Annotated in this window: 18 protein-coding genes; 12 read left to right on the forward strand and 6 right to left on the reverse strand. The window is 41.3% G+C overall.

Annotated elements, in window-relative coordinates; translation table 11 throughout:
• Window positions 1–23: 23 nt before the first annotated feature.
• Window positions 24–542, reverse strand: coding sequence for a helix-turn-helix domain-containing protein (locus G4P69_RS11795; RefSeq protein WP_310833497.1), 519 nt, complete (start codon window positions 540–542; stop codon window positions 24–26).
• A gap of 362 nt (window positions 543–904) precedes the next feature.
• Here G4P69_RS11795 and G4P69_RS11800 point away from each other — a divergent pair, with 362 nt between their 5' ends.
• Together G4P69_RS11800 and G4P69_RS11805 are read left to right on the forward strand one after the other, a co-directional pair.
• Window positions 905–3,241: a cation:proton antiporter gene (locus G4P69_RS11800; RefSeq protein WP_208349931.1), complete on the forward strand. Its 2,337-nt coding sequence runs from the start codon at window positions 905–907 to the stop codon at window positions 3,239–3,241.
• A gap of 209 nt (window positions 3,242–3,450) precedes the next feature.
• The gene (locus G4P69_RS11805) at window positions 3,451–5,847 is read left to right on the forward strand and encodes a two-partner secretion domain-containing protein (RefSeq protein ID WP_208349934.1); all 2,397 of its coding nucleotides are present in this window, start codon (window positions 3,451–3,453) and stop codon (window positions 5,845–5,847) included.
• A gap of 89 nt (window positions 5,848–5,936) precedes the next feature.
• Here G4P69_RS11805 and G4P69_RS11810 read toward each other — a convergent pair whose 3' ends face one another.
• A complete protein-coding gene (locus G4P69_RS11810; RefSeq protein ID WP_208345930.1) occupies window positions 5,937–6,152 on the reverse strand; it encodes an Hfq-related RNA-binding protein in 216 nt (71 codons plus the stop codon).
• An 84-nt stretch (window positions 6,153–6,236) separates the two neighbouring features.
• On the opposite strand from G4P69_RS11810, the gene dapF reads away from it, so the two are divergent.
• From dapF to malQ, 10 genes are all read left to right on the forward strand, one after another.
• Entirely contained in the window at window positions 6,237–7,079 is an 843-nt protein-coding gene (gene dapF, locus G4P69_RS11815) for a diaminopimelate epimerase (protein ID WP_208345931.1), read from the forward strand.
• A gap of 709 nt (window positions 7,080–7,788) precedes the next feature.
• Window positions 7,789–9,909 (forward strand): glycogen debranching protein GlgX, encoded by a 2,121-nt coding sequence (gene glgX / locus G4P69_RS11820; RefSeq protein WP_208349937.1) that lies wholly within the window; start codon window positions 7,789–7,791, stop codon window positions 9,907–9,909.
• 38 nt (window positions 9,910–9,947) lie between these two features.
• Window positions 9,948–12,119: an AGE family epimerase/isomerase gene (locus tag G4P69_RS11825; protein WP_208349940.1), complete on the forward strand. Its 2,172-nt coding sequence runs from the start codon at window positions 9,948–9,950 to the stop codon at window positions 12,117–12,119.
• A gap of 191 nt (window positions 12,120–12,310) precedes the next feature.
• On the forward strand, window positions 12,311–13,972 hold the full coding sequence (locus G4P69_RS11830) for an FAD-dependent oxidoreductase (RefSeq protein WP_208345059.1): 1,662 nt from the start codon (window positions 12,311–12,313) through the stop codon (window positions 13,970–13,972).
• 74 nt (window positions 13,973–14,046) lie between these two features.
• Window positions 14,047–14,721, forward strand: coding sequence for a carbonic anhydrase (locus tag G4P69_RS11835; protein ID WP_208345058.1), 675 nt, complete (start codon window positions 14,047–14,049; stop codon window positions 14,719–14,721).
• A gap of 26 nt (window positions 14,722–14,747) precedes the next feature.
• Entirely contained in the window at window positions 14,748–15,776 is a 1,029-nt protein-coding gene (locus G4P69_RS11840) for a bestrophin family protein (RefSeq protein ID WP_208345057.1), read from the forward strand.
• A 285-nt stretch (window positions 15,777–16,061) separates the two neighbouring features.
• A complete protein-coding gene (locus tag G4P69_RS11845; RefSeq protein WP_208345056.1) occupies window positions 16,062–17,558 on the forward strand; it encodes a sensor histidine kinase in 1,497 nt (498 codons plus the stop codon).
• A gap of 67 nt (window positions 17,559–17,625) precedes the next feature.
• Window positions 17,626–18,687, forward strand: a complete 1,062-nt coding sequence (locus G4P69_RS11850) for an SMP-30/gluconolactonase/LRE family protein (protein WP_208349943.1) — start codon at window positions 17,626–17,628, stop codon at window positions 18,685–18,687.
• A 245-nt stretch (window positions 18,688–18,932) separates the two neighbouring features.
• On the forward strand, window positions 18,933–19,226 hold the full coding sequence (locus G4P69_RS11855; RefSeq protein WP_208344062.1) for a DUF1816 domain-containing protein: 294 nt from the start codon (window positions 18,933–18,935) through the stop codon (window positions 19,224–19,226).
• Between the two features lie 129 nt (window positions 19,227–19,355).
• Window positions 19,356–20,858, forward strand: a complete 1,503-nt coding sequence (gene malQ / locus G4P69_RS11860) for a 4-alpha-glucanotransferase (protein WP_208344061.1) — start codon at window positions 19,356–19,358, stop codon at window positions 20,856–20,858.
• A 110-nt stretch (window positions 20,859–20,968) separates the two neighbouring features.
• On the opposite strand, the gene G4P69_RS11865 is transcribed toward malQ, so the two are convergent.
• The 4 genes from G4P69_RS11865 to G4P69_RS11880 all read right to left on the reverse strand — a co-directional run bounded on the left by G4P69_RS11865 (window position 20,969) and on the right by G4P69_RS11880 (window position 24,670).
• On the reverse strand, window positions 20,969–21,904 hold the full coding sequence (locus tag G4P69_RS11865) for an aromatic alcohol reductase (RefSeq protein ID WP_208344060.1): 936 nt from the start codon (window positions 21,902–21,904) through the stop codon (window positions 20,969–20,971).
• Window positions 21,905–22,021: 117 nt separating this feature from the next.
• The gene (locus tag G4P69_RS11870) at window positions 22,022–22,924 is read right to left on the reverse strand and encodes a nuclear transport factor 2 family protein (RefSeq protein WP_208344059.1); all 903 of its coding nucleotides are present in this window, start codon (window positions 22,922–22,924) and stop codon (window positions 22,022–22,024) included.
• A 177-nt stretch (window positions 22,925–23,101) separates the two neighbouring features.
• Window positions 23,102–23,707, reverse strand: coding sequence for an isochorismatase family protein (locus tag G4P69_RS11875; protein WP_208344058.1), 606 nt, complete (start codon window positions 23,705–23,707; stop codon window positions 23,102–23,104).
• 15 nt (window positions 23,708–23,722) lie between these two features.
• Complete coding sequence (locus G4P69_RS11880) at window positions 23,723–24,670, reverse strand: NADP-dependent oxidoreductase (RefSeq protein ID WP_208344057.1); 948 nt, start codon at window positions 24,668–24,670, stop codon at window positions 23,723–23,725.
• Between the last annotated feature and the right edge of the window lie 21 nt (window positions 24,671–24,691).

Here is a 24,691-nt window from a genome sequence, read left to right on the forward strand (position 1 = left end):
ATCCCCGGCATAAATGCGCCGGGTTAAAGTTTTGAAATTGACAGAAATAACCAGTCTTTTTCTACTCGTTCAATGGTTAGGGCTTGACCCTCAATTTTCATGGTGCGGAAACTAGCCGTATTTTTGAATCTAGGCTTGCCGCTCTTTTTCCCGTTGCTGTCGCCAACAATGAACCTATCAAACGCTTTTTTGACTCTATCTGAGACATCTTGCAGGGTTTGAGATGGTACAGATTTAAAATCTAGTAATTCTCCAGAGTGACCAACTTTTATTAAGTCTTTTTTGAATTCTGGTAACAGCTTTTTCTGGCTGTAAAAATCCGGATTGTCTCTCAGAGTTGGAGGGGTGACAGTGCAGGAGATTAAGCAGAATTCTCCTTGTGGAAGAATTACATAATTCCTGTTTAATTCCCACCAATTGAATCTATCTCCTAGCTGCCAGTTGTACCAATACTGACAGGTTCTTAGCCAGCTATTTAATTCTAGTTTTTGGTTAGTATCCGGGTAAGCTCTGTATTGGTAATTTAGCAGCGTAGGAATCACCTCCTTGTTTTTCTTGCTGGAATTAGTATAACATTATTGTAGTGACGTTGACATAACAATATGAAAAGTAAATATTTACAAATTCGGATTAGCGAACGAAGATTAAATAAGTTTAGGTTATATGCGGCGCAGAAGGATAAAACAATGACCGCAATAATCGAGGATTTTATAGACTCGCTTAAACTTGAGAATGGTGATTCTTCATCGACTATTCGTCCTGTCAAACCTGCGGTTTGATTTGGTTAATAGTCAATTCGTCATCACCCCAAAATTCATCCCACATCTGACCACGAAGTGGCAGTGTGGGATGAATTTTGGTTTAAGCTAAGTTTATATGTTATGTATAGTTTGTCTTTAAACCTGTGCAAGAAGATTTTCGACTAATAGTCGATTTAGTTTCGGTTTTTGGGGTTGCAGCCTGCGGGGGGCTAGTCGCGGCACTTTTGCGACAACCTGTATTATTAGGATACTTGATTGGTGGTATGGTCATTGGACCTACTGGACTTGGGCTGATCAAAGAATTAATTCAGGTAGAAACTCTTGCTCAGTTCGGTGTTGCCTTTTTATTATTTGCCCTAGGAGTAGAGTTTTCGTTAAATGAACTCAAAAAAGTTCAGGCGATCGCTCTTGGAGGGGGAGCTGCTCAGATGATCCTCACAATCCTAGCAACTGTTGCAGTTTGTGGGTTAACAGGAGCTTGGGGAACGTTACCCGCCAAGGGTGTGTTTTTAGGGGGAATTTTGTCGTTGTCTTCCACAGCAGTTGTGCTTAAGTGCTTGATGGAACGGAACGAAACAGAAACGCTTCACGGACAGGTGATGTTAGGGATTTTGGTTGTGCAGGATTTGGCGCTAGGGTTAATGCTAGCAGTCTTGCCAGCCCTTCACCAACCAGGAGAAGCAATTGCCATAGCGGTACTAACAGCACTCGTGCGAATTGGGTTATTTGCCGCAGGTGCAGTTGCAGCAGGGATTTGGCTTATACCACCTTTATTAAGACTACTAGCGCGCACTGAAAGCCAAGAGTTATTTTTATTGGGTGTGGTGGCACTTTGTTTAGGCATAGCCTTATTGACAGAATATTTGGGGCTATCGATTGAGATGGGGGCGTTTGTCGCCGGTTTGATGATTTCAGAGGTGGAGTACGCTGATCAAACCCTAACTTATGTGGAGTCGATACGGGATATATTTGCCAGCTTATTCTTTGCCTCTATAGGCATGTTAATCGATCCCGTGTTTTTGTGGAATAATTTAGAATTAATTCTAGGGTTGGTGGCGCTGGTATTTGTGGGTAAGTTTGTGATTATCACGCCACTGGTGAAATTGTTTCGCTACCCGTTAAAAACTGCATTAATTGCAGGGTTGGGACTAGCTCAGATTGGGGAATTTTCTTTTGTTCTTGCCAGTGAAGGGCAAGCACTAGGACTAGTTTCACGACAAATATATCTATTGATTTTAGGAACGACAGCAGTCACATTAGTGATCACTCCTTTTGTGTTGCGTTTAGTACCAATTGTCTTTGATTGGTTAGAGTCTATGCCTTGGCTGAAACCATATTTTGGGGAGGGAAAAGCGCTGGAAGTAGCTGCAGACATTCCCTTGAAAGATCATGTGGTGGTTTGTGGCTATGGGCGAGTGGGACGAAATTTGGTCAAGTTATTGCAACAACACAACTTACCTGTGGTGGTGATTGATCAATTAGAAAGTAGAGTTCAGCAGTTGCGGGATGCTAAGATTCCTTATGTCTACGGCAATTGTGTAAGTTTTCACGTTCTAGAAACCGCTGGGGCAAGTAATGCACGGAGTATGGCGATCGCACTTCCCGATGCTATGAGTACCCGTGTTTGTCTCAAACGCGCCTTAGAATTGTTTCCTGATTTAAATGTCGTTGTTCGTGCTGAGCGTAATAGGCATATTGAATCACTTTACCAACTCGGAGCAAGGGAAGTTGTGCAACCAGAGTTTGAGGCTAGTTTGGAAATGACGACTTACATCTTAACAGACCTTGGCTTGTCTCGAGAAGTCGTGCAGCGAGAAATGCAACAAATCCGCGATCGCCATTATCTAGATCTCCGCCCTGAGCAATCACCCTCTGAAGTTTCCCGCAATTTACAGCAAGTGAGTCAAGAGATGAATAGCCGATGGTATCCTTTACCTTCTGGTTCTCCCTTGATTGGTATGACGCTGGAAGAAGCAGATATGCGCTACTTAATAGGGGTGAGTTTGATGGCAATCCGCCGTGCTGGAGGTGAAGAACTCGATTATCCTGATACTAGCACTAGGTTGGAAGAAGGCGATCGCTTACTGGTAGTAGGATCGAATGACGAATTGGCAGCATTGGATGAATTTGCATTAGGTAAAGCTGCTGTGCCAGGAGCAAACACCGCCTGTCAGTGGATACAAGTTAATACTGAATCTCCTATGGTTGATAAAACCCTTGGTGAATTGGATCTTCACAATCAATACGGAGTACAGGTACAGGCAATTAGACGAGATGGCAAGTTTATTCGCCTTCCTGATAAAAGTACAGACTTGCAAGTCCGCGATCAAATGCTGTTGTGTGGCAGCTTATCTTCTTTAGATCAGCTACAAAAGTTACTTGATACTACAACCGAAGAACCACTATCAATTCCAGTCATAAAAGCTGGTGAAGCCGAAGCTCTCAAAGATTTTCTGCCAATGGATAGTTTACTGGATTAGTCCAGAATTATTAACTTTAAGTCGTGATTGATCAGTGTTAAAACTACAGCCAGCAAAGCCTCCTATGCCCATTGCCCGTTATATTTAGATAAATAAAGTTTTGTCAAGAAAGTAGAGGATATTATAAAAGAGCCCGGTATTCACCGTTAAATGTTAGTTTACTGATTAGTAATTCTGCTCCCCTAAGATTTCAAGAGTCGGAGAAACTAATGTTTCGGATGGGTACTCGTTGGCACTGTTTATTGAAGATGATCATCGGTGGTGCTTACGCATTCTCTGCAAATTCTGCTAATGCGCAAATTACTCCTGATAGAACTTTACCTAATAATTCCAACGTCACATTAAATAATCGCATCTTCAATATCAGTGGCGGAACAACTGCTGGACGTAATCTGTTCCACAGTTTTCAACAGTTTTCTGTCCCTACGAATACAACTGCTTTTTTCAATAATGCTCTTAATATTCAGAATGTTATTAGTCGCGTAACTGGTGGTTCGATATCGAATATCGATGGTGTTTTGCGCACTAATGGTAAAGCTAACCTCTTTTTGATCAATCCTAACGGGATTATCTTTGGCGTAAATGCTCGTTTAAATGTGGGTTCGTTTGTGGCAAGTACAGCAAGTAGTATAAACTTTGCTGACGGGAAGAAATTCAGTGCAACAGCTTCCCAAACAACTCCCCTACTATCAATAAACGTTCCAACTGGTTTACAGTTTGGGGACAACCCAGGAAGAATTTTGGTACAGGGAAATGGTCGGGGTCTAAGGAATGCGAACTCAGCTATTATTGATACTAATATTGGTTTACGGGTAGATCCTAATCAGACTTTAGCTTTAGTGGGTGGTGATGTCACCTTTGAGGGTGGAACGCTTAAGACAGCTGGGGGAAGAATTGAATTGGGTAGTGTTGGTGAACCTGGTGTAGTCAGTTTAACTCCCATCAACAAAGGTTTTTCCTTAGGCTATGAGAATATATCAAGTTTTAAAGATATTCAACTATCTCGTGCAACTGCGGTTGATGCTAGTGGAGAGAGTGGTGGTGATATCCAAGTTCAAAGCAGACAGTTGACTGTAACGGGTGGTTCCCAAATTCAAGCTACTACCTTGAGATCGGGAACGGGCGGAACCTTAACTGTTAGTGCTTCTCAAATGGTGCAAGTAAGCGGTTCAACAGCAGATAATCCTGGAGACAATCGTTCAAATCCTAGCTCTTTATCTACTGATAATCGAGAAGGTGGACAAATTCGAGGACAGCTTACCGTAAATACCAGACGGTTATTGGTTGAAAATGGTGCACGTATATCAGCAAGTAATACCACCAACGGTTCGGGAGGTAATATTAATATCAATGCTTCTGAGAATGTACAACTGATAGGTACAGGTATATCACCTGGAGGTTTACGTTCTAGTGGCTTGTCTGTTCAGACTCGTGGTAGTGGAAACGCAGGTAACTTAACTATTAATACAAAGCAATTAATGATCCAAAATGGTGCAGAAGTATCAGCTTCTACTTTTGGTACAGGTAACGGAGGTAATGTTACTGTCAACGCTTCTGATTCGATAGAAGTAAGTGGTGCATCAACAACTGGTGAGTTGCGTAGCAGATTAGTTGCAGAAGTTGGCGATCCAGCAGATGTACTGCGATCTCCCTCTTCCGCCCCTCTCATCTCAACGACAGGAAAAGGGGGGAATTTAACAGTTAATACCAGGCAGTTGACCGTCAATAATGGTGGAGCAATTGCTGTTAGTAGCAGAACCAATGCTCAAGATGCTCAAGGTGCAGGTAGTTTAAAAATTACTGCTCAAACTACACACTTAAATAACCAAGGAACAATTTCTGCTGAAACCTTTTCAGGTGAAGGTGGAGATATTACTCTGCAAGTGAATAATTTTTTGCTATTACGGAATCACAGCGAGATTTCTTCAACTGCGGGAAGTGCTGGATTAGCTGGCAATGGTGGCAACATTAACATAAATACTCCTTTCATTCTTGCCATACCTGGAGAAAATAGTGATATCACTGCTAATGCTTTCAACGGTTCCGGTGGTAAGATTAACATCACTACTACGGGGATTTTCGGGATTTCACCACTTAGTCTACAGGATCTAGAAAGGTTGCGCCCAGGAGATTTAGACCCACGTCAACTTCCGACTAATGATATCACAGCAGTTTCTCAGCAAAACCCTTCTTTAAGCGGTCAGGTAAATGTTAACACACCTGATATTGACCCTAGTCGTGGTTTAGTTACCTTCCCCACAATTGCGGAGGATACCCCAGAGCTAGTTTCTTCTAGCTGTAGTGCCTTTAATGAAATAGCAGGTGGTAGTAGTTTCATTATCACTGGACGCGGCGGCTTACCCCCCACCCCTTACGATCCTCTGACAGGTGATGCTGTTTGGACAGATACTCGCTTACTAGGAAACACAACGCCGCAGCGTCAACCTATAACAAACACTGCGAAACCAGAACTTAACACTAAATCTAGTGCTATTATACCCGCGACTGGTTGGGTATTTAATGGTAAGGGAGAAGTAACCCTAATTTCCTCTGTTACCAATGCTACTAATTCCGGATCTGCATCTGGTAGTTGTCCTACACGTTAATGGGGCACGGGGCATTGGGCATTGGGCATTGGGGACTTCGTTAAATTCCTCCCCTGCCCCTCTGCTCCCTGCTCCCTGCCCCCTGCTCCCTATTTCGCTTTAATGTAAGCGATCGCCTGTTTCCATACTGTCGTTTGTTCGCTATTTTCATCTACAAGGCACACACAGTATTGATCTTGCCATAGAATTCTTCCAGTGATGATATCGCCTGTTATGAGTTTTAGTTCTGTTGGCGCGGCTTGTTTAATCAGGTTTTGCATTTGTCGTATGCTAGGCAGTGATATATCAAATTCAGTTGTAGGCATTTTGGGTAATGATGTTATGTAGGTGGTTAGTGGTATTTTTACAAGTGACTACTAACAACTCCTTGATAATTCATCCTTGGAAAAATGGCAATCAAATTTACTAAGTATCACGGTTTAGGCAACGACTTCATTCTTATTGATAATCGTTCTTCATCTGAGCCAGTGCTGACTCCAGAGCAAGCAGTGAAGTTGTGCGATCGCCACTTTGGTATTGGTGCAGATGGTATTATTTTTGCCTTGCCAGGACAAGATGGTACTGATTATACTATGCGGATTTTTAATTCTGATGGCTCAGAACCGGAAATGTGTGGCAACGGTATTCGCTGTTTAGCTGCTTTTTTAGCTGAGTTAGAAGGTAGGGGAGAATTCCCGATCATATATCGTATCCATACCTTGGCTGGTGTGATGACGCCCCAAATCATGTCGGATGATCAAGTTAAGGTGGATATGGGAACCCCGAAGCTCCTTGCCTCAGAAATACCTACGACTCTTTGTCCGGCTAACGAAAAAGTGATTAATCAACCGCTACAGGTAGGAAATACTTCGTGGGAAGTCACTTGTGTAAGTATGGGTAATCCTCACTGTATCACTTTTGTGGAAGATGTGGCTTCAATTCCGCTAGACGTAATTGGTCCACAATTTGAACACCACCAAGCTTTTCCTCAACGGACAAATACCGAATTTATTGAAGTTGTACGTCCCAACTATGTGAAAATGCGAGTGTGGGAACGTGGTGCTGGGATCACGTTAGCTTGCGGGACAGGTGCTTGTGCGTCTGTCGTCGCTGGGGTGCTAACTGGTAGATGTGATCGCTCTGCGACTGTCGAACTTCCGGGTGGTTGTTTGCAAATTGAATGGTCGCCAATAGATCAGCATATCTATATGACTGGTCCTGCTGAGCAAGTTTTTACAGGTGACATTAGCTAGATTAACATTATCAATTCTAATTTATTTCAGGGTGATCAAGAATATCTACAGAAGGCTTTTTGATAAAAATTTCTTATCAAGAGCTTCTGGCTTACCTGCTTTTAATTAACTAACTATTAGTGTCAGTTCTGAATTATTATATAAGATGTTCAAGTATGCTTCTTCATTTTAATCAACAACGAATCGATGAAGCTAAAAATTGCAAATAATATCTTTATCAAAATAATGCTTCATCAAGACTAAATTAACAGTTAATAACAATCCGAAAGAATACAAACTTATCCCGAAAGTTACACCCTTACAGTAGAGTTTTGTACTCCTTAAACTTGGGAAATACAAGCCAGTTAACAGTGAATAAATTTTTTCAATACTCTAAGTTAGCGGCGAAGGAGGTGTATCTGAAATTATGCTTATAACTGTAGCAGTACTGTTTGATTCTTCGACTTACTGGCACAAATAGGGAATAGGAAAGAATGGAGGTTAAGTTCTAACTTCCCAAACATTAAATCAGAGTCTTATAACTGACTGTCGTATTAGAAACACGTTGTACTTATTCTAGTCTTTCTTTATAACTAAAGTACATCAAGGTTTATTGATAACTGTTTGTCAAAACTTTTAAAAGAATTATCAAACCCTTTATGCACTATAAGACATTGGGCAGGATTGGAATACACAACTCAGGAAATGTCGTAACGATAGAATAGGGAAAATGACTTTAACTATAGCTACACATCAGGTTGCACCAACAAAAACTATTTACGAATTAGAATCCGGATGTCCACATCCTTTAGGTGCCACACCAAAAACAGATGGTGTAAATTTCTCAATCTTTGCAGAACACGCTCAATCAGTTGAACTCTTACTATTTGAATACGATAATGATCCATGGCCTACACAGGTTATTCGGTTAAATCCAAGAACAAATAAAACTTTCCATTATTGGCATGTTTTTGTGAGAGGATTAAAACCCGGAGCTTACTATGCCTATCGAGTTGATGGCCCTCGGGATTTACATGGCTCTGGACACCGCTTTAACAAAAATAAAGTGCTGATTGACCCCTACGCTAAAGGAAATACCAACACCCTTTGGCAGCGCATTGATGCTTTAGGCTCAAAAGACAATGTAGCCACTTCAATGCGGAGTGTAGTGATTGATATATCGGATTATGACTGGGAAGGAGATCGTCCTATTAACCGCCCAATGAGCGAAACGATCATTTATGAGGTACATGTTGGCGGATTTACTAGGTCACTTTCTTCTGGTTCTAAAAACCCTGGAACTTTTTCTGCAATCATTGAGAAAATCCCTTACTTGCAAGATTTGGGAATAACTGCTGTTGAACTCTTGCCAATATTTGATTTTGATGAAAAGAACGTTGTCCGAGAAGTAAATGGTAGTCAGCTGAGAGACTACTGGGGATACAACCCTCATAGCTACTTTGCTCCTGAAGGCTCATATTGTGTTTTCCCTGATGCAGGAAATCAAATCAGAGAATTCCGAGATATGGTCAAGGCATTACACAAAGCTGGTATTGAGGTCATTCTGGATGTGGTATTTAACCATACCGACGAGGGAAACCATGAAGGACCCATTATCAACTTCAAAGGTCTTATGAATAGTATATTCTATCACTTAGTACCTTTTGATAAACAGTATTATATGGATTATTCCGGGTGTGGAAATACTGTCAACTGCAACCACCCTATGGTGGAAAAGTTGATTTTGGATTGCCTGGAATTTTGGGTTAAGGAGATGCACGTTGATGGCTTCCGTTTTGATGAAGGCTCTATCCTATCGCGTGGTCAAGACGGGGTTCCAATGGCTCATCCACCAGTAGTGTGGCATATTGAAACATCCGAAACTTTAGCTGACACAAAAATTATTGCTGAAGCTTGGGATGCTGCGGGGCTTTATCAAATTGGTTACTTCCCTGGATATCGTTGGGCAGAATGGAATGGACGTTTCCGCGACGATATTCGCCGTTTTGTTAAGGGAGATCCAGGAATGGTTGGAGCAGTTGCTTGGCGGATGTCTGGCAGCGCAGATCTGTACGAAGCAAGGGGACATTTACCAATTAATAGTATCAACTTCATCACTTGCCACGACGGCTTCACTCTTAATGATTTGGTGTCCTACAACCATAAGCACAATGAGGCAAATGGTGAAGATAATCGGGACGGAATCAATGATAATTTGAGCTGGAATTGTGGAGTTGAAGGAGAGACTGATAACCCAGAAATTGATGCATTCCGCAAGCAACAAATTAAGAACTTTACAGCTATTCTATTGCTCTCTCAAGGTGTACCAATGTTTGTTGCTGGTGATGAAGTCAGACGGACTCAAAAAGGCAACAACAACGCCTATTGTCAAGATAACGAGATTAGTTGGTTTGATTGGAATCTTCTCGAAAAGAATTCTGAAATTTTCAGGTTCTTTAAGTTAATGATCAATTTCCGTAAGTGTTACTGTCATTCAACTCTACATCGTCGTGACTTTTTCACTGGTGAAGTTAACGAGCGGGGTCTAGCAGATATTTCTTGGCATGGGTGCCGACTTTTCAGTTCTGGTTGGCATGATCCTCATGCAAGAGTTATTGCATTTACCTTGGGCGGCTTTGAGGGAGCAGCCGATATTCATATCATGCTCAATATGTACTGGGAAAGTCTTGAATTTGAAATTCCTCCTATTGAAGGTAGGAGATGGTACACAGCCATAGATACTGCTCAACCTTCTCCTATGGATATTGTTGAAAAGGGTCAGGAGACATTAGTTCCAGGTAATGTCTATCTTGTTAAAGATCGTAGTGTTGTCGTTCTTATTTCCAAGTAGTTTCCAGTAAATAAATTCACACTTCTGGAGTAAATGCAATGAATAAGCTAGGCTTTCCATTTTCTGACTTAATTGCTGGCTATGTTGTGGATTTTGATCCAAAAAAGGGAGATTTTGGGACTTTCACTCTCAAAACATCAGACAGCAGAGAATTTGAAGTGGCACTAACTTCAATGACTTATGCTGAGCTGCTGCGCAATCTTGATGAGCCTTACTTTGATTGCACCGGCCAGATTAGTTCAATGCTCGTTCCAAATCGCTATCTTTTTGCGTACGGTATTTTTTATCCTGAAGCTGACAAATACAATTTTGAAGCTAAGCATATAGTCTTCTTAGGTAGAAAAGAAAATGAGTATCTTTTTGAAAAGCAAGACTGGTGGCTTAAGCAAATCCGAAGCCTCGCCAATTTTTATCTGAAAGCTCAGTTTGAAGATGGCGAAATTGACTATCGAAAGTATCGTACTGGTCTGGGTTTGGTTGGTTCTAAAGAAGATAGTAGTCGTCAAGAGACTGATACTATCTCCCGTCTAGTTTACGGTTTTGCTACCGCTTACATGATGACTGGGGATGATCGCTATCTAGAAGCAGCAGAAAAAGGTACCGAATACCTGCGCGATCACATGCGTTTTCTGGATGAGGGCGAAGGTATTTGCTATTGGTATCACGCTGTTGATGTAAAGCCAGATGGTAGTGAGCAGAAAATATTCTCTTCAGAATTTGGGGATGATTATGATGCCATTCCAGCTTATGAGCAAATTTATGCGCTAGCTGGTCCTACTCAAACCTATCGAGTAACTGGCGATCCAGGGATTTTGAACGATATTGACTTGACCATCAATCTATTTAACCGCTATTTCTTAGACAAATCAGATTTTGGCGGATTTTTCTCCCATATTGACCCAATTACTTTAAGCGCTCATGCTGAAAGCTTAGGCCACAACCGTGCAAAGAAGAACTGGAATTCAGTAGGTGACCATGCTCCAGCCTACTTGATTAATTTGTGGCTAGCAACTGGTGAGGAAAAACACGCTAAGTTCCTTGAGTACACTTTTGACACCATTGAAAAGCGTTTCCCTGATTATGAACATAGCCCATTTGTTCAGGAACGTTTTTATGAAGATTGGAGTCACGACACAACCTGGGGATGGCAGCAGAATCGAGCAGTTGTTGGTCATAACCTCAAAATTGCTTGGAATCTGATGCGGATGAACAACCTAAAACCAAAAGAAAAGTATGTTGCTCTAGCTGAAAAGATTGCAGAAATTATGCCTGCAGTTGGTAGCGATCAACAACGTGGAGGGTGGTTAGATGTTGTGGAACGCATCCTTAAACCAGGACAAGAGGTGCACCGTTTTGTTTGGCATAACCGCAAAGCTTGGTGGCAGCAAGAACAAGCTATATTAGCCTACCTTATCCTAAATGGCTCACTTGACAAAGCTGACTATCAGCGCCTGGCACGTGAAGCATCAGCATTCTATAATGCGTGGTTCCTCGATTACGCAGGTGGCGGTGTTTACTTCAACGTTCTCGCAAGTGGCTTGCCTTATTTGTTAGGAACTGAGCGGGGTAAGGGCAGTCACTCAATGAGCGGTTACCACTCTTTTGAACTTGCCTATCTAGCTTGTGTGTATACTAATCTCTTAATTACTAAGCAGCCAATGGATTTATACTTCAAGCCGAAACCAGGCGGCTTTAAGGACAATATCCTACAAGTTGCGCCAGATATCTTACCACCAGGCAGCGTAAAGATTAGTGATGTTTGGATTAACGGGCAGAAGTACACGAACTTTGATCCAACAAATCTTACAGTTAAACTACCATCTACTCAAGACGATTTGAAAGTTCGAGTAAGACTTCTGCCAACTCAAGTGTCTTTCGACGCAACTTTACTTGAAGTCGCCAATGGTATTGCCAAAATCTCCTTGAGAGGTTTACTTGATGCCAGTGCAGTAGAACATTTTCAGGACGTACTAATTAAAGCGACAGAAAAACCAATCAAACGTCTTGTATTGTTTTTAGAAGATCTGGAATGTATTACTACTGCTGGGCTGAGATCGCTTATTTTTACTAAGCAAAAACTGGGTTCTGGGGTTGATATCTATATCGTTGGCGCTCAAGAGAACGTAAAACAGTTCCTTAAGACGAGTGCATTCTGCGACGGTGTGATTGTATTGGATGAGTATGAAAGTGTTGAGGCTGTTACCGTTTAGGTTCTGTTAAGAACTTTTTGGTAGTCTTAAATTTGGATTTTTGTGGGTTGGGCTTCTTGCCCGCCCCATTCATCTAAAATACCTAAAAGCTCGTTTTTGACTACTTAGGATGTTTGATCATACTGTTACAAAATTATCTATTTTTGCAAAAAGTATAAAATAATACATATAATAAGGACTAAGGAGCTATTGTGGCTAATCCTGTACTACTTACAGTTGACGATGACCCCGGAGTTCTACGAGTTATAGAACGAGATCTCCGTCAGGAGTATGGCGATCGCTTTAGAATTTTGCCAGCAGACTCCGGTGCAAAAGCTTTACAGGTACTAGAACAGATAAAAGTACGTAATGGGTCGGTAGCACTATGTCTAGTAGATCAACGCATGCCACAGATGACAGGTGTGCAGTTCCTAGAACACGCTATGCAAATCTTTCCACAGACGAAACGGGTTTTGCTAACAGCTTATGCAGATACCGAAGCGGCAATTTCTGCGATCAATAAAGCAAGGTTGGATTATTATCTGCTAAAACCGTGGGATCCACCTCAAGAACTTCTTTACCCTGTTCTCAACGATTTGCTAGAAGACTGGCTAATATCATTTAATCCACCGTTTCAAGGAATCCGTATCATTTGTTCTAGATGGTCACCTAAGTCACATCAAATCAAGGACTTCTTAGCTCGCAACCATATACCATATCTACTACTGGATATTGAAAAAGAGCAAGAGGCACAGCAATTGATGAGTTACACTGGAACTCACATTTCCGACTTGCCACTAGTGATTTTCCCCAATGGTTCATACCTTACACAACCAACACTCATCCAGATAGCTGAGAAAATCGGGTTAAAGACGCGTCCCGAAATGCCATTTTATGATTTGGTGATTGTCGGTGGTGGACCGGCTGGTTTGGCTGCAGCAGTTTATGGAGCTTCAGAAGGTTTACGCACAACGTTGGTTGAAAGAGAGGCTCCTGGAGGGCAAGCAGGAACAAGTTCTCGAATTGAGAACTATTTAGGCTTTCCCTCTGGACTTAGTGGAGCAGACTTAGCTCGTCGTGCCGTCACTCAAGCTAAACGGTTCGGCGTAGAAATCATCGCACCGCAAGAGGTGACTAGTATTTTTTTACAGGATGCATATCGAATTGTGAAGTTGGTAGATGGGTCAGAGTTAAGCTGCCATGCTCTACTGATTGCAACTGGTGTTTCTTATCACAAGCTTAACGTACCCAATATCGATAAACTGACTGGATGCGGTATCTACTACGGCGCGGCAATATCGGAAGCGCTTTCTTGCTTGAATGAAGATGTTTATATCGTTGGTGGAGCGAACTCTGCTGGACAGGCCGCAGTTTACCTCGCTAAGTACGCTCGCCATGTGACTATGCTACTGCGCAGTGACTCACTGGCTAAAAGCATGTCGAAGTATTTAATAGATCAAATCTTGGAAACAGAGAATATTACAGTGAAACCGTACTCCGAAATTGTCGATGTTCATGGTGAGACTAATTTGGAGGAAATTACCATCATGAATAATCAAACAGGCGTTAAGGAAACTGTTCCTGCAAGAGTATTGTTTATCTTAATTGGAGCAAGACCACACACTGAGTGGCTGGCTAACATTGTGGAGAGAGATGAACAAGGCTTTATTTTCACTGGCTCGAACTTGATACATGATGGACGATATCCCAAAGGATGGCCGTTGGAGCGTCAACCTTTGTTACTGGAATCGAGTGTACCAGGAATTTTTGTAGCTGGAGATGTCCGTTACGGCTCGGTGAAGCGTGTTGCTTCAGCAGTTGGAGAAGGTGCGATCGCTGTTCAGTTAATCCATCAATATCTTAGTAAGGTGTAATTATGTTAGACATTTCGGGCTGTGCAATTTAAAAGCTATGTCGAATTAAAAAGTTGCTAAGGAGAAATTAATCAATGTCGATCAACACAATAATTAGAGGTCTCAGTCAATTTCATAATAGCTATTTTTGCTCACACCTAGAGCTATTTGAGCGGCTTTCTCAAAGCCAACATCCTGAAGTTCTATTTATCACCTGCTCTGATTCTAGAATTGATCCAAATCTACTAACTCAAACTGAACCGGGTCAACTCTTTATTCTTCGTAATGTTGGTAATATTATTCCTCCCTATGGAACAATGATAAGCGGTGAAGGTGCCGCCATAGAATATGCCGTACATGCTTTGGGTGTCAAAGATATTATTATCTGTGGTCATTCTCATTGCGGTGCTATGAAAGGGTTGCTACAACTAGGTTCTCTAACTGAAAATATGCCTTTAGTTTACGACTGGTTAAAGAAATATGCGCAAACAACCCGACGTCTTGTACAAGATAACTACAAAGATTACAAAGATGATGAACTTTTAAAAATTACAATTGAGGAGAACATCTTAGTTCAGATCCAAAACTTAGAAACTTACCCAATCGTTCACTCAAAACTTCATGCAGGTCAACTCTATCTTCACGCATGGATTTATGAGATTGAAACAGGAACAGTCCATGCTTACAACGCTACTAAAAGTTCATTTGTGCCTATCGAAGGTTCGTTTCCCATACCTAACCCGCTAGCTAGTATGCAGCCTAGACAATAGAGTTTTTAGAATAAAAGCCTATCATAATGAAACGCTTAAGAATTAATAAAACAATCCAAACTTGTAAAAAGTTTGTCAAGATAGCGAAGAATTCGTTCGGAGGAAAGTATCAACTTTATACAGGAGAGAAAATTCACTGGTTTCTCGTCATTCTACGGCTAGAGAGTTCAATTATTCCAATTATTTTGCCCTGGGTGATCCTTTTTGGTATATACGGTTTCTTAATCTCCTTACTCTACTACCTCCATTTTCCCATAGCGTTTCCACAAGATAAGCGTGTTCTCACAAGTGCTATCTTAAGTTTCAATGTTGGTTTATCTTTGTTATTGGTTTTCCGAACGAATTCAGCTCATGAACGATTTTGGGAAGGTCGTAAGCTCTGGGGAGCTTTAGTTAATACAGTCCGGAATTTAACTCAAGAGATTTATGTCGCTGTTAAAGCATACTCACTTATAGATAGAGCTAACAAAGAAGCAATACTTCACCTAGTAATTGCTTTTACAGTTGCAATGAAGTTACATCTTAGGGGAGAGTGCTTGGATGAGCAATTACGATTATTAGTTTCCGAAAATCAGTATTGTATTCTCGAGGAAGTGAACCATCCTCCACTACAAATTGCTTTCTGGATCAGAAATTATTTACAGTTTCAGTATGAACGTGATTACCTAAACATTTATCAGCTAAATAGCTTGCATAATTTGATAAATTCAATGATAGATATTTTGGGTGGTTGTGAACGAATTCTAAAAACACCAATGCCCTTGATATATGTCATTAAACTTAGGCTACTCATATTCATCTATTGCTTAATACTGCCGTTGGAGATAGTTAGTTATTCAACGTGGTGGACTGCTTTAATTATAGCCTTTGTAAGTTTCACATTTTTGAGTATTGAACACATTGGCTCCGAAATAGAAGAACCTTTTGGTCATGATCCAAATGACCTACCATTAAATGCGATTTGCAGTACCATGCAACGCAATGTTGAAGAGTTAATTAAGATTGCTTCCCATGAAAACATAGAGATGAATTCACTGAAGAAAGTCACAGGGTAGATGACAGAAGGCAGTCCCGATGAAAAAAATTTCACCGCCAGGCATGAAAGAGGAATATTCCCTGCTCCCTGCTAAGATCTCCCTCTTACAAGTCAGAAGGGAAAATATCTAAGGATGTATGTAACCGAGCCTATCAGGGTTTGAAGTCCCTAAATTCATTTATGGCGATACATAGCTGCCAAAAGACAAGCGTACTTCTGCCTTCTTAAGACGTAAGAACAAGGTTTGATCATTTTCGTTATCCGCGTTATTCACTATTAATCTGATGAAACTATAGGTGTAATTATGTTAGACGCTTTGCGCCAAGTGTCGCTTTTTGCACGATTGACAAATGAACAATTGGAATGGTTATCTGAACGTAGTCAAGATCTCCGGCTGGTTGCTGGAGAATACATGGCTTTTGAGGGAGAACTGCTCAAACATTTCTATGTGCTAGTCGAAGGTGAAATTGAATCTACAAAAAAGATTGGCAATACAGAAAAGCATGTGATGAAATTTGAACCTGGAGCATATACCGGCCATGAATTAATCTTATTAGATATACCTAACTTTCGCGTTAGTATGCGTGCTGTCAAAGCAAGCTATCTTTTGGCGTGGAGCATAGATACTTTTTGGGAAATGCTCACAATTTGTCCTTCTATTACACGTGAGCTACTGATTATAACTGCCCAACGGGTGGAAATTCTACAATCAATGTCACAACACCACGAAAAGCTGATTGCGCTCGGTACATTAGCCGCTGGTGTTGCTCATGAGCTTAATAATCCAGCTTCAGCAGTCTCCCGAGGCACGAGGCACTTGCAAGAAATTTTTCAACAGTTACCTGCTCTCTCTCTGGAACTCAATCAAAAGCACATGACTAGAGAGCAAATGTTGTTTGTTAATAACTTGGTACACAATGCGATCATCCATACAAAAAGCTCTTTCTACCTAGATCCGTTAGGGCAAAGTGACCAAGAGGAAGAGGTGGCAACTTGGCTAGACTTACATCACGTACCTGAGCCTTGGAAAATGGCTCCTACTTTAGTTTGGGCAGGACTAGACACTAAAACGCTAGATAATATCGTCGAACAGATGGATAGTCAATCTCCACTTAGCGAAATGCTAACTTGGACTGAGGCATTACTAACAGGGGTAGAATTGTTAGACGAGATCGACAAAAGCTCTGGGCGCATTTCTGAGCTTGTCAAAGCAATCAAAGAGTACTCCTATATGCATCAGGCTCAGTTACAACAAGTAGACATACACCAAGGAATTGAAAGTACTCTAACTATTCTCGGTCATAAGCTCAAACATGGTATCACTCTGATACGCAATTATGACAGAAGCTTACCACGAATCCACACCTATGGTAGCGAACTCAACCAAGTGTGGACTAACTTGATTGACAATGCTATTGATGCAATGGATGGACAAGGGGAAATCAAGATCCGTACAGCAAGAGAAAATGATTGCTGTATGCTCGTGGAAGTTGCCGACAATGGTCCTGGTATTCCCGCAGAGATTCAGGATCGTATCTTTGAGCCGTTCTTTACCACTAAAGGTGTCGGGAAGGGAACTGGTTTGGGTTTAGTCATCAGTTACCGCATTGTTGAGAAGCATAAAGGTGACATCCGCTTGTCTTCTGAACCAGGAAACACCCGGTTTCAGGTTATTTTGCCGATAGTTTTTACCCAAACAACAACTGAATGCCAGATTCTGCCAAGGGAACACTCAGGTATGCGATCTGCACACACTTCGTTACAAAATGTTTGGAATGATCACATGGCTGAAATGTTTTGATTTCATAAAACCTAGTGCTATGGTGCTTACCAAGCAACCAAACTGTAACTCATGACGAGGTTTTTCTATGATTCTGACGCGAAAATTTTTTAAGCTTCTTTTTACTTTAGGACAACTTTCGCTCCTAGTTTCTTGTCGTAATGGCAACCCACAAGTCACATATACCTCGTCTCTAAAAACTCCACAACTCACAGATGTAGCTGCTTCAACTACATTGTCTCAGCCGATATTGCCGCCAGCGTATGTCGTGGCACCGATACAAGTTTTGCAAAGTGATAAATACAGCGAAGGAGTTGTTTTTGACGATCAGAATAACCTCTTCTTTTCTCAAACCAAGGCTGGAACAATCACAGTTTTAGCTCCCGACGGCTCTCGTCCTCGAATTTGGGCGAGAGTTCCTGGTGCGAATGGTCACAAGATCATGCCTGATGGTACGCATATTGTGGCTGCCAAAAACTCGGTTGTGCAGCTAGATGCTAATGGTAAGCTTCTTAAAGTAGTTGCAAAAGAATTTAAGGGTAAGCCCTTAATATATCCCAACGATCTTACTCTCGATACAAGAGACGGTTTTTACTTTACTGACTCTGGCAGCACCGAGACTCCGAATGGCTCTGTTTACTACGTAGATTCTACAGGAAAAATCAACTCTGTCGCTACTGGAATAGCCTTTGCCAATGGGATTGTTCTAACCCCGAATGGAAAGCAACTGTTTGTTGCGGAAAGCAATAAAAACCGAGTTTTAGTTTACGATGTGCTGTCGCCAGGAAAAGTGGGGTCTCAAAAAGTGTTTAGCAATCTCCCTGTAAAGCAGGGAGATCAAATAGATCATAAGCCTGACGGAATGTGTCTAGATCAGATGGGGAATCTCTATGTAGCTCACTATGGTATGGGACAAGTCGAAGTCCTCAATCCTGAAGGAAAGCTCATACGACGTTATTCCACCGGCAACCTCACCACCAGCAATGTTGCTTTTGGTGGTTCAAAGTTAGATCAACTTTTCGTGACTGGTGGCATAAAGACAGAAGCTGGTTATGGAGCAATTCAGCGCCTAAATCTTGATGTGCCTGGATTAGATATTCGTCCCACCAAACAAAGAGTAACCTCTAATTTAAATGAAGTAAATTTTTAAGCATCAATGTTTATGATAAATAATAGAGACCCACTACAAAAATTAAACCATTGTGTTTCTATTGGCATATTCTAAAATTAGAATGTGCCAACAAAAATCATATCAAGTTCATCTATTATTCTTTAATAAAACAACTAGCGTAATGTTTTATTAAACTGTGGCATAGAATGTAGATGTACAGGAATTTACTATAATTCCTAAAACTTGATGTCACTAGCATTTACACTAAAAATCTAGTGAAATTTATGACACTAATCTACAAAATCAAAAAAGAATTTTTAGACTTCTTCTTGCTAAAGTCAGATAACCATTGGTGGATAGAGATTAGCACAGCTAAGCCTCACTGTATCTACTATTTTGGCCCTTTTCAGCACTTACAAGAAGCAAAAACGGCTCAGTATGGCTATGTTGAAGATCTTGAAAGCGAAGCGGCTGAGGAAATTGTAGTCAATATTAAATACTGTAATCCAGATGTGTTGACAGTCTTTAATGAAGAGGAACAGCTAAATTTATTAGTGACAAACAACCAGAAAATATAGATGCTCTTGGCTTAAATGTAAGTAGCTTATAGAGAAAATTATTTATTTTTCTGCGCCTACAATTCATTAAGCTTCTGTTAAGAGTAACGAGGTATTTCGTTTTTGATTTGTATTTTTTAGAGGATCATTATGCTTTTTTCTAGAGCTAGTGGTATTTTGCTACACCCTACGTCCTTTCCTAATCAGTTCGGCATTGGTGACTTCGGATTTCAAGCCTATGGTTTTATTGACTTTTTAACAGAAAGTAAACAGAAACTTTGGCAGGTTTTACCGTTAGGACCTACTGGGAATAGCAATTCTCCATATGCGTCTTATTCAGCTATGGCAGGGAATCCGCTACTAATTAGCCCGGAACTTTTATACAAAAAGGGCTTTCTAGCTCAGGCAGATTTTACTAATTTACCACAGTTTTTAAATGAAACAGTAGATTTTTCACGAGTTATTGCAACGAAGATGCCAATGCTTCAAAAAGCTTGCGACAACTTCAAAGCAAATGCAACATCATTTCAGCAACAAGAATTTTCAGAGTTTTGTGACAGTCAAGCATACTGGCTAGATGACTATGCGTTGTTTATGGCGCTTAAAGATGCTCATAACGGCGCTAATTGGAATGCTTGGGAACCTGAGATAGCCCAACGCAAGCCAGAAGCTATTAAGCAATGGCAGAGCCTTCTAGTAGACGAAATTTTTTACTATCAGTATCTACAGTTCGAGTTTTTTTGCCAGTGGTCAGATCTGAAGCGCTATGCCAATCAGCGTGGCATCCAAATTATAGGAGATATTGCAATTTATGTAGCTCATGATAGCTCTGATGTTTGGGCGCATCCTGAAAACTTTTGCCTTGACAAACAAACCGGTGAACCTGCTCTAATGGCTGGAACGCCACCAGACTACTTCAGCACCACTGGACAACTGTGGGGAAATCCAGTGTATGACTGGAAGCAGCTAGAGCAAGATAACTTTAAGTGGTGGGTGCAACGCTTCCAGACGATGCTTAATTATGTAGACTTGATTCGGATCGATCACTTTCGAGGTTTTCAAGCATACTGGGCAGTAAAGCAGGGCGAAACAACTGCTATCAATGGTGAGTGGATTGAAGCTCCTGGCGTAGCGTTCTTTGAGCTACTTAAAGAAAAGTTAGGGAATTTGCCAATCATAGCTGAGGATTTGGGAGAAATTACACCGGAAGTGTACGCTCTACGAGATAGATTTGAATTTCCTGGTATGAAAATCTTGCAGTTTGCCTTTGGCGAAGGCTTACAAGCTGACAAACGCTTTTTACCATTTAATTATCAGTCTAACTGTGTAGTTTACACAGGGACGCATGACAATGACACAACTGTTGGCTGGTTTAATCAATTAAAACCCCAAACACAAGAAGAAGTCTTGAAGTATTTGAATTGTACCCGTGAGTTAGAGATTCATTGGGACTTGATACAGTTAGCACTTAGTTCTGTAGCGAATCAGGCGATTATTCCTCTACAAGATGTTTTGGGACTGGGTACTGAAGCTCGGATGAATTTTCCAGGTAAAAATTTCGGAAACTGGGGTTGGCGATATCAATCTGGTGATTTAACGCAAGAGTGTTGCGATCGCCTTAGAAGTATGACTGAAATTTATGGTCGCGCCTAGAGCTTGACAACCAGAACACATGGAAATATTGAGTGTTCTCCGCATATTTTACACGCACTCGCTTTCGCGAGTGCGTCTTTTTTACTGAAAAGGTTGTAGGCAAGACACCGCTATAAATTACCTTGGCTGATAAATTGTTTGATAGTAGTGGGTTGAATGTGGGGGTAACGAGAATTGTCAAGTTTGTTAAGTTTGCCTTTGCCTGATACTAGTGCCCAATGATACTGCTCAGCAAGGTACTCAAAAGGAGAAGAAGCCTTCTGTTTTGCCTTTGCAATCCATGCTTCCAAATCCTCGACGGTACCTAAAGATTTCTCAACAAGTTTTTTGCCGCTTACTTCCTCATAGGTAGCAAGTAGTTGTTTCAGAGTGAGGACATCGCTAGCAACTTTCAATGTTGAATTAAGCATTTGAGGGTCAGAAATTGCCTCAGCAGTATACTTCGCTGTATCATCATAGGTTGTGAAATCACACGCTTGGTGACCATCACCCCAGTAGCTAAAAGTTCCTGCTTTAAAATCAAATAGTTTTCCAAACGGCGAGAATTGTACTTCTGTAAAAGCACCGTTAAGAACGAATGTATATCCAAGTCCACTTTGTTTTAAAGCCTCAGCAAACAGAATACGGAAGTTAAGATTGTGGTTTTTTCCCAAATCTATTTTGGAGTAATCAACAGAGTAGTCAGAAGGGACAAATCGTTTCACGCCCTTGGTTATCGCAGCTTCTAGTAGGTTTAATTGACCCGAAAGCACGATGTCTTCTCGGTATAAGCCAGTTGTTTTGCTTGGGCTTCCCTTAATTGCCGAGACAATCACTTCAACTCCTTCACAGGCGTTGTTCAGACTCGACTGATCAGACAGATCTCCCTCAACAAAAACAACTCCTTTTGCTTGCAAAGCATCTAGGTGTTGCCGCTTATAGTTGTCACTAGTACCGCGAACTAATCCTTTAACATTCATCTCACCTTTATCCAGTATTGCTGTCGCAATTTTGGTGCCAAGCACGCCGCTGATACCAGCGATTAATACAGTGGGTTTTGAGTCCATTATAAATTTCCTGTTTCTGCTACATGTAAGTAATTGAAGAATCCTGCCTTGGATTTGCCAGGAAGGGGGAGATTCTATATTAATGAGCCTGTACTTACCATTTCACTCCCTGTTCAGTTAGTGATATGTTTTTGGACCATGCTTCTTTACTTTTTCAGTCAACCAAAGTTCTGAATGGTCTGGGTAGCTCCGCCATTCCCGAATCTTGTTGTCCTCAAATCTCAAGATGTCTGCACAGGGAAAGCTGATAACTTTGCCGTCGTTGTTGAGAATTACTTTAACATCCATTTCTCGGATCACTACATTTTCTAATTCCCAAGTTCCTCTGAATGTAAACGGTAGCTGAGGGAGAGTTAGAGAATAAAGCCAACTCAAATAATCTGCGATACCCTGATATCCTTTGATATCTTGAGAAGCACCAACTTTGAACAAAACATCATCAGTAAAGAACCTTTTAAAGTATTCCCAATCTTTGTTAAAGATTGCTTTATCTATCTCCGTCACTATCTCTAGTTGAGAAACGGGTACTGTTAATTGAGAGTTTAACAAATTATATTTCAAAGGTGGCAATTTTGTCGTCGAAGTTGAGACTCTTTTAAGTAATCTTTGTTGCTGTGTTTTATCAGATAACCAAAGCTCTGTTTGATCTGGGTATACTCGCCACTCCCGAATTTTGTTGCCTTCAAACCGCATTATATCAACGCAAGGAAAGCTAATAGGTTTACCATCACTAACACGAGTAAATGTGGCATCCATTTCTATGATCACGGTATCTTCGATTTCCCAAATACCTCGAAAGTAAAAGGGTATTCTGGGCGCAACGTTAGAAAAAAGCCAGCTGACGTAATCTATGACATCCTGAACGCCTCTCATCTCCGTGGATGCACCAACCTTGTAGAACACATCCTCAGTAAAGAACGTCTTAAGATTCTCCCAATCACGTTGACCAGCAGTCGCTTCCATCTGGATCACAATGTCTTTTTTGGAAACAGGTTTTGCTAATATAGAGTTTGAAACCATCTATTTTCCTCCTGATATTTGACAATTTGTAATTACAAATTGTCAAACTATGTGATATTTAAAGTACTGATTAGAAACTCACCCACAGCGCTGGCTCCTCAACACCACATTTCTGAGGAGGTAGATCCTCCAGCAGAACCCGAACTGACTCGTCCTGAATTTGTTTTTATTGAATGATCAAAAAGGTCCATTGTGGAACTTCCAATGTTCTGCTATCACAGCCCTTAGCTCGGCACCTGGCTCACGAGTATAACTTCGTTGAATCTCTCCAGTAAAGGCCGTCCAGGAAGTTAAAATCACCCCTGCTTGCATCATTCGTAGCCACGCTGCTTGCTCGATTCGGGCATTGAGCGTTCCAGAAACGTCAATAATTGCATACACAGTGTACCCTACGGCAACAGCAGAAATGGCTGGTAAACAAAGCCCAACATCAGTGGCGAGTCCAGTCATGATCAAATATTTACGTTCAGTTCGCTCAATAGCTTGCACAAATTCTGGTGTTTCCCACGAGTTATTTGTAGCATGCCGGATATAAATAGCATTAGGTAGCAATTCAGTTAATTCAGGAAGAAATGTGCCACTATGTCCAGGAATATCCGCAGCCGCAAAAATAACTGGTAAATTCAGAATTTTACAAATTTTGGCGAGGGCGATCGCATTTGCTTTTAGTTCCTGTTGATCCATTGATTGGATCGTACTTAAAGCACCGAACTGTAAATCAATGAAAACCATAACAGCATTATCACGTGTTATGGGTTCATTGTTAATCTTGAGATAGGACATTCTATTTTCTCGTTGTCATGATGGCTGAACTTCCAAAATAATCTTGCCACGTGTATGTCCTTGCTGACTTAACTCGTGTGCTCGACGTGCTTCAGCTAAAGGTAGCACTGTATCTACTAAAGTTCTGAGCTTTCCAGCATCAATTAATTCAGCTATTTTTGTCAGTACTGTAGCTGTAGGGTTCACCAACACCATTGCAGCACGAACACTGTGTTGAGCCGCCACTTCTTGGGAAGGAAAAGTCGCTGTCGCGACAAGAATTCCCCCCGGTTTGAGGACTCCCCAGGATCTTGCCTGTGTGTCTCCTCCCAATGTATCTAATACAATATCTACATCACGGACAACTTTCTCAAAGGGTGTAGTTGTATAATCAATCACTTCATCTGCACCCAAGCTTTTCACAAAGTCAATGTTGCGAGTAGAAGCTGTACCAATTACATACGCCCCGTGAACTTTAGCCAACTGCACCGCAAACATCCCTACACCACCTGCAGCAGCATGAACCAAAACTTTCTGTTCTTGTGCTAGGTTTCCCACATCGAACAACCCTTGCCATGCAGTCGCAGCCACGACAGGAACAGATGCAGCTTGTATATAATCAAGAGTTTTCGGTTTTGGCGCAACGTATTCTACACTCCGCACCGCGTAGTCAGCATATCCACCAAAGTGAAGCATATCTGACACCGCTGCATAAACATCTTGCCCAACTGATATAGTATTTACATCTGAGCCAATCGCTTCTACTACACCAGCAATATCTAAACCTAAAATTAATGGCAGCGAAACTGGCATCATGTCTTGCATGTACCCTTGGCGAATTTTCCAATCCAGTGGATTCACACTGGCTGCCTGAACCCGAATCAGTACTTCTTTTGATGATGGCTCAGGGCGGGGAACCTCTTCGTAAACTAGCACTTCTGGTCCACCATAGGAATGAATTTGTACAGCTTTCATTGTTTCCATTTGTTAATTCCTAGCCTTTAA

This window comes from Aetokthonos hydrillicola CCALA 1050 (assembly GCF_017591665.1).
Taxonomy (GTDB): Bacteria; Cyanobacteriota; Cyanobacteriia; order Cyanobacteriales; family Nostocaceae; genus Aetokthonos; species Aetokthonos hydrillicola.